Origin of the sequence: Commensalibacter sp. A3DC, from assembly GCF_047307945.1 — a bacterium.
Classification (GTDB): domain Bacteria; phylum Pseudomonadota; class Alphaproteobacteria; order Acetobacterales; family Acetobacteraceae; genus Commensalibacter; species Commensalibacter melissae.
In genome coordinates this window covers 1-7,404 of the sequence record NZ_JAXOQA010000074.1, presented here as the reverse complement: position 1 = coordinate 7,404, position 7,404 = coordinate 1, and the positions used below count along the sequence as shown (strand labels likewise).

Annotated in this window: 4 protein-coding genes; all 4 read left to right on the top strand. The window is 33.3% G+C overall.

What is annotated here, in order from left to right; all coding sequences use genetic code 11:
* Positions 1 to 199 precede the first annotated feature (199 nt).
* On the top strand, positions 200 to 598 hold the full coding sequence (vapC, locus tag U0839_RS07870) for a type II toxin-antitoxin system tRNA(fMet)-specific endonuclease VapC (protein WP_413550426.1): 399 nt from the start codon (positions 200 to 202) through the stop codon (positions 596 to 598).
* A gap of 90 nt (positions 599 to 688) precedes the next feature.
* The gene (locus tag U0839_RS07865) at positions 689 to 2,692 is read left to right on the top strand and encodes a type I restriction-modification system subunit M (protein ID WP_413550424.1); all 2,004 of its coding nucleotides are present in this window, start codon (positions 689 to 691) and stop codon (positions 2,690 to 2,692) included.
* Positions 2,692 to 4,041 (top strand): restriction endonuclease subunit S, encoded by a 1,350-nt coding sequence (locus U0839_RS07860; RefSeq protein ID WP_413550423.1) that lies wholly within the window; start codon positions 2,692 to 2,694, stop codon positions 4,039 to 4,041. Before U0839_RS07865 ends, U0839_RS07860 begins: the two co-directional genes overlap by 1 nt.
* Positions 4,038 to 7,319: a type I restriction endonuclease subunit R gene (locus tag U0839_RS07855; RefSeq protein ID WP_413550422.1), complete on the top strand. Its 3,282-nt coding sequence runs from the start codon at positions 4,038 to 4,040 to the stop codon at positions 7,317 to 7,319. The genes U0839_RS07860 and U0839_RS07855 overlap by 4 nt, the downstream gene beginning before the upstream one ends.
* The last annotated feature ends 85 nt before the right edge of the window (positions 7,320 to 7,404 follow it).

The window sequence follows — 7,404 nt, the reverse complement described above, 5'->3', positions numbered from 1 at the left end:
GGAAGAAGTCAAGCTGTTAGACTGTCTGAAGAATTCCGGTTTAATGAAGATGAAGTCATCGTAAAAGCATTTGGAAATGGTGTATTGTTATCACCAAATATAATCCGTGGCTATTAATGCAGGAAGCTGTCAATGAGTTTGAAAGGAATTTCCAATTAATAAGAGAACCTTAAGAAGATCAAACTTGTGAGGATTTAAAGTGATTTATTTACTAGATACCAATATTTGTATTTATATTATTATTAATAATAAGCCACCTTATGTCTTTGAGAAGTTTAGGCAGTTTCAATTAGGACAGTTTGGAATTTCCAGTATTACGGCTTCAGAGCTAGCTTTTGGTGTTGAGAAATCTGGATCACAAAGAAATAAACAGGCTTTTAATAAGTTTTTAGTACCTTTAGAGATATTTCCTTATGATGAGCAATTTATTGGATATTACGCCGAATTAAGACATCAGTTAGAATCAAAAGGAAAAATTATCGTGAGTTTGGATATGTTAATTGCTGCTCATGCTCTAGCATTGAACGTAATGTTGGTTACCAATAATGTGAAAGAGTTTAAAAGAGTAAAAGGTTTAACTGTAGAAAACTGTATATGATTATTCCAAACGGATAAATTAAATTACAATATTCTTAATAAGTTAATATTTTAAACACAAAATTAATTTTCATTATATATGGTTATAAAAATGTCTTCTATACAAAATGGTTCTGATACGACATTAGCAAGTTTTATCTGGAAAAATGCTGATGATCTTTGGGGAGATTTCTCTCACACAGAGTTTGGAAGGATCATTTTACCATTAACCGTATTAAGACGGTTAGAATGTGTTTTAGAACCCACAAAAGACGCTGTTCTTAACAGTTATGACCAATTTAAAGATCAAGGGTTAAATATGGATGATATTTTAACAAATGTCAGTGGCAATCCATTTTTTAATCTTTCTAATTATAATCTTTCTAATTTGGGGGGAACCAATACTAAAGCCAATCTGGAGGATTATATTGCTAAATTCTCTGATAATGTTCGTATCATCTTTGAACAATTTGATTTTTCAACAACCATTAATAAACTATCAAAACAAAATTTACTCTTTCGTATTTGCAATAATTTCGCGGCAATAGACTTGCATCCAAATGTTGTTTCTGATCGCACGATGAGTAATGTCTACGAACATTTAATCGCAAGATTTGGTGCCGAAGTCGGAACTGGGTCAGAAGATTTTATGACCCCTCGTGATATTGTCCATCTAGCAGCAACGTTACTGTTGGATCCTGACAATGAATTGTTTGAGCAAAAACAGGGATTAATTCGCACTATTTACGACCAAACCTGTGGAACAGGTGGGTTTTTAACAGATATGATGAATTATGTAGAAGGTTATAAGGATCGTTATGAGGTTGCTCCTGTATTAATTCCTTATGGTCAAGAGATACAACCAGAAACCCATGCTGTGGCACTTGGATCAATGTTATTAAAAAAACTTGAGACTGATCCCAGTCGTGACCTGTCAAAAAACATTAAATTAGGAAGCACGTTAAGTAACGATCAATTCTCGGGACAGCATTTTCATTATCAATGTTCTAACCCTCCTTTTGGAATGAGCTGGGCAAAAGATGCCAATCTTGTTCAACAAGAACATGATGAAAAAGGGTTATTAGGTCGTTTTGGTGCAGGATTACCTAAAATCAGCGATGGTTCGATGCTATTCCTACAAAACCTTATTTCTAAGTTGGAGTTACCCAATAATGGTGGGGGAAGAGGGGCAATTGTTTTATCTGGGTCACCTTTATTTAATGGGGGTGCAGGTTCTGGTGAATCAGAAATAAGACGCTTTATTTTAGAGAATGATTTATTAGAAGCAATCATTGCCTTGCCTACGAATATTTTCTTTAGAACAGGAATTGGCACCTATATTTGGTTAATTTCAAACCGTAAATCTGAACAGCGTAAAGGAAAAGTTCAACTGATTGATGCCACCAATATGGGGGCTTCTATGCGTAAGAATGAGGGGAATAAGAATAAATTTATTGATCAAAATGCAATTGATGACATTACAAGGATTTATGCTGACTTTGAAGAAAGTCCTGTCAGCAAGATTTTTGATTATACGGATTTTGGGTATCGTAAGGTCAAGGTTCTAAGACCCTTACGTATTGATTTACAATTTGATAAGGAAAAACTTGCATTATTTAAAGAAAGTAAAAATTACGGAAAACTTTCTGATGAGGATCAAAAACAACTTTCCGCTTATATTGAACAACAATTGGGTCACAACAAAGATTACCTTTGGTTTGAGAATGAGTTTTTAAAGAAGATTCCCGTCAAGAAAGTCAATAAAGGGCTTAAAAACGCTTTGATTGCTGCTTTTTGTGTAAAAAATCCTGAGGCTGAGATAGTGGAAATTAATAATGTCTTGCAGATGGATAATGATTTAACAGATTATGAAAACATTCCATTAAAACAAGATATCCAAGCCTATATGGAAAAAGAAGTGTTACCCCATGCACCTGATGCTGTGATTGATACAAGCTATATTGATAGCAAGGATAACCAAGTGGGCGTAGTGGGTTATGAAATCAACTTTAATCGTTATTTCTATGTGTTTGAACAACCAAGACATCCCAATGACATTATGGTTGAAATTAAAGAGCTTTCGACAGAAGTGGCAAAACTGTTGGGAGAGATTTAATGGCACAATTCAAAGCCTATCCAAAATATAAAGATAGTGGTGTCGAATGGTTGGGCGAAGTGCCTGAGCATTGGAAAATATCTAATATTAAAAGAAGCACATATTTAAAAGGACGTGTTGGTTGGAAAGGATTAACTTCTAATGAATTTGAGGTTAATTCTTTTGCGTATCTAGTAACAGGTACAGATTTTAAACAAAAATATGTAAATTGGTCTAGTTGTTATCAAATAAATGAAAGTCGTTATGAAGATGATCCTTATATTCAATTAAAAAATGGGGATTTACTAATGACAAAAGATGGAACTATTGGGAAATTAGCAATAGTAAAAAATCTTAATAAATCAGCATGTTTGAATAGTGGAATTTTTTTAATAAGGCCTGAAAAATATTATTCAACAGAATTTATGTATTGGGTCTTAAACAGTAATGCCTTTAATATTTTTTTTGTAATGAATACTACAGGATCTACAATACTTCATTTATATCAAAATGTATTTGAAAGGTTTGTTTTTTCATATCCAAACTTTAAAGAGCAAGAAAGAATAGTTTCTTACCTTAACCTAGAAACAGCCAAGATTGATGCCCTGATTGCCAAGCAAGAGAAGTTAATTGATCTATTGGAAGAACAGCGTAAATCTGTTATTTCTCATGCCGTGACTAAAGGGTTAGATCCTAATGCACCCATGAAAAATAGTGGTATAGAGTGGCTAGGAGAAGTGCCTGCGCATTGGGACATTACTTATATAAAGTATATTACAAAGAAAATTTCAAGCGGTAAAACCCCTTTAGGTGGAGCAGAAGTTTATACGGATGAAGGCATTATATTTTTAAGAAGTCAAAATATCTATAACAATGGCTTACATTTAGATGATGTGTCATTCATCTCACATGAAATTCATGCTTCAATGAAAAGCTCTGCTGTCAAAAAAAATGATGTTTTATTAAATATAACAGGTGGTTCAATTGGTAGAACGTGCTTAGTTGATTGTGAGATTGGTGAAGCTAATGTAAATCAGCATGTTTGTATTATTCGAGCATCAAAAGAAAAATATTCTAAATGGATTTCAGTATTTATGAAGTCTAACTCTGCACAATCACAAATTTTTTATTCACAAACAGGTGCTGGTAGAGAGGGTTTAAACTTCTCTCAAATTGGTAATATGCGATTACCTTTTCCATCATTAAATGAGCAACAAGAAATTCTAAATTTCCTTGAAAAAGAGGATCTAAGATTTGACAATCTCATTTCAAAACAAAACCTGTTAATTAAGAAACTAAAGGAATATCGTGCTTCAGTTATTTCTCATGCGGTAACAGGTAAGATTGATGTAAGGGAGTTGGGAGCATGAGTATTTTATCAGATCAAGATCATTACGAAAAAAACCTTGAAAACTATATTGTCAATAAGCTTGAAGCGAATGGTTGGGTTGTTGGTAAAAGCAATCACTATCATATGGAGTATGCACTTTATCCAGAGGATTTATTTGCATGGATCAAAGCAAGCCAACCCCAAAAATGGCAAAAACTATCTGACTTAAATGGTGTAAATACTGAAAAGGTCATTTTAGATCGTTTGGATACAGAGTTAAATGCAAAAGGCACAATGAAAGTCTTTCGTGAGGGATTTAAGATTGCAGGGGCAGGAACCATTGACATCAGCGAAAGTGCCCCTGAGGATCAGCGTAACCAAACCGTAATTGATAAATACCAGGCCAATATTTTGCGGGTTGTGCCACAGTTAAAATACCATCCCTCAAAAGATTCAGGAATTATAGATCTTGTTTTCTTTATTAACGGCTTACCAATGGCAACGGTTGAGATTAAAACAGAGTTTAATCAAACCATAGAGGATGCGATTTGGCAGTACAAGAATGATCGTCAGCCTATTGATCCCAAAACAAAACGTAAAGAACCATTACTTACCAAAGGACGCGGCGCAATTGTTCATTTTGCTTTAACGGAATCTTTAATCTTTATGACCACAGAATTATGTGGAGAAAGCACATTTTTCTTACCTTTTAATAGAGGTAATCATGGTCATGCAGGGAACCAACCAGCAGAGACGGATAAAGGTGAAGATTATCCCATCGCTTATTTCTGGGATTATATTCTCAAAAGGGACTATTGGTTAAGTATATTTCATCATTTTGTTTACATTGAAACGAAGAATAAAGTTGATTTATTTAATAATTGGAAAAAGCAGGAACGGTTAATTTTTCCTCGTTATCATCAGTTTGATGCGGTCAATAAAATAATTGCTGATGTTAAACAAAATGGTGTTGGATTAAACTATTTATGTGAGCATAGTGCAGGTTCTGGGAAAACTTCAACAATATCTTGGTTATGTCATTCGCTTATTCGTTTACGTGAAAAGAATGGAACCCCTTTTTATAATTCAGTGATTGTTGTTACTGATAGAACAGTTCTTGATAATCAATTACAAGAGGCTATTCAACAAATTGACCATCAACAGGGCTTAATTGCAGCAATTAATCGAGACAGTAAAGAACAGGCAGGAAAGTCTAAAAGCAAACAGCTTGAAGAAGCGTTATTATCTGATAAACCGATTATTATTGTTACTATCCAAACTTTTCCCCATGTTATGGAAGCCATTTTAACAAACACAAGTTTGAGTGATCGTAACTATGGCATTGTGATTGATGAAGCGCATACCTCACAAACAGGGGCAACCGCATCAAAATTACAAGCAACGCTTGCCCTTAAATCTGAAAAGGATATGGAATCTTTAACGATTGAAGAATTATTAGAGAAAATCCAACAATCCAGAGTGCAATCTAAATCTATTAGTCATTTTGCATTTACAGCAACTCCCAAACATTCTACCAAAATGTTATTTGGTCGTACTATAAATGGTCAGCCTGCAACAGACACAAATCTTCCTCAATCATTTCATTTATATACACAGCGTCAAGCCATTGAAGAAGGGTTTATCTTAGACGTACTAAAAGGATATGTTTCTTATCAAACAGCATATCGACTAGGAGGGGATGCTATTGATGATGATAAACGTATTGATAGTAAAGCTGCAAAAAAAGCCCTTGCAAAATGGATGAGCTTACATGCGACGAATGTAACGCAAAAAGTAAAATTTATCATTGAACATTTTCATAATAATGTTGCAAATCTATTAAATGGGCAAGCAAAAGCAATGATTGTGACAAGCTCACGCCCAGCAGCAGCACGGTATAAACTCGCTTTAGATAAATATATCCAAGATAATCCAGAATATAGTCAATATCATGTGTTGGTTGCGTTTTCTGGTAGTTTAACAGGAAAGCAAATTAGTCATGATGATGATGGGGAAGTGCAAGGTGGAGAAATTTTTAATATAGGGGAAGATGCAGAATTTACAGAAGCAAGTATGAATCTCAATATTCCTAATTCAGATTTAAGAGTTACTTTTGATCGTCCTGAATATCGCTTGATGGTTGTTGCAAATAAATTTCAAACAGGCTTTGATCAACCAAAACTCTGTGCCATGTATCTTGATAAGAAAATTGCAAATGAAGTTGAGGTGGTTCAGACTTTATCCCGTTTAAATCGCACAACAACAGGTAAGGATCAAATCTATATCATAGATTTTGTTAATGATGCTGAGTGGATAGAAAAGTGTTTTAAAAAATATGATAGTGGGGCAGAAATACTTAATATCCAAGATCCAAATATTGTTTACACAATTAAGGATCACTTGGATGAGGTTAATCTTTATACCAAAGACGATCTAGAAAAATTTAAAATTGCACGGTTTAAAACAATAAAAGATATTAATAACAATAATTTTTCTGCCATTAAACATCCTGATTTATTTAAATCGACAGATCATATTGTACGTTTATATAATGAAAGACTGAAAAAACTTAAAGAAGATATAGCTTTTTTAAGGGATGAGTTTGACAATGCTGTTAAAGAGGGCAATAAGGATAGTGCTGATAAAGCGGAGTTCGAACGAAAATCATTAGATGTAGAGTTGCAAAAGTTAACAGATTTCAAAAGTAACTTAGGTAAATTTGGACGTATTTATACTTACGTTGCTCAGTTAATTGATTTTGGTGATCCTGCATTAGAAAACTTTGCAGCCTTTAGTAAATTAGTTGCTAAACGTTTAAATGGTCTTGGAGTGCAAGAGGTTGATATCTCAGGATTAGTGTTAACAGGGTATGGTATTTTTAAAAATACAAAAGAAGATCCTACGGAAGATGAAAAAGATCAATCTTCACCATTGGTGCCGATCATATCGAATAACAATAAAGAAAAGCAACCTTCAAATCTGATATACCTGAAAGAAATTATAGATAAAATTTCTGCTATTTTTGGAGATATATCAACAAGCGCAGAGCATATTATTTTTATCAACCATTTAATCTCTATTGTGCGTAAAGATAGTGTTGTAATGGCTCAAATTAAAAATAATAGCGAAGAGACAGCATTAAAAGGTAATTTACAAACCTCTGTAAAGAATGCTGTTTTTACAGCATTTATATCTCATCAACAAGCTGCCTCATTATTGTTAAAAGATAAACAGGCTATGAGTGATTTTACCAAGTTATTATATTCATTATTGAAAGATGATAAAAACTTAAATCTAAAAGATTTAAATATATTATAAAACAAAGTCACAATTTTATAATTAATTGACGATGCTATAAATCCATCGTCTTATTTATTGTTGATAAAACAATATTATGTATCAT

Coding starts and splice junctions, on each gene's coding strand:
- U0839_RS07860 (WP_413550423.1), top strand. CDS start 2,692: ATGGCACAATTCAAAGCCTATCCAAAATATAAAGATAGTGGTGTCGAA.
- U0839_RS07865 (WP_413550424.1), top strand. CDS start 689: ATGTCTTCTATACAAAATGGTTCTGATACGACATTAGCAAGTTTTATC.
- U0839_RS07855 (WP_413550422.1), top strand. CDS start 4,038: ATGAGTATTTTATCAGATCAAGATCATTACGAAAAAAACCTTGAAAAC.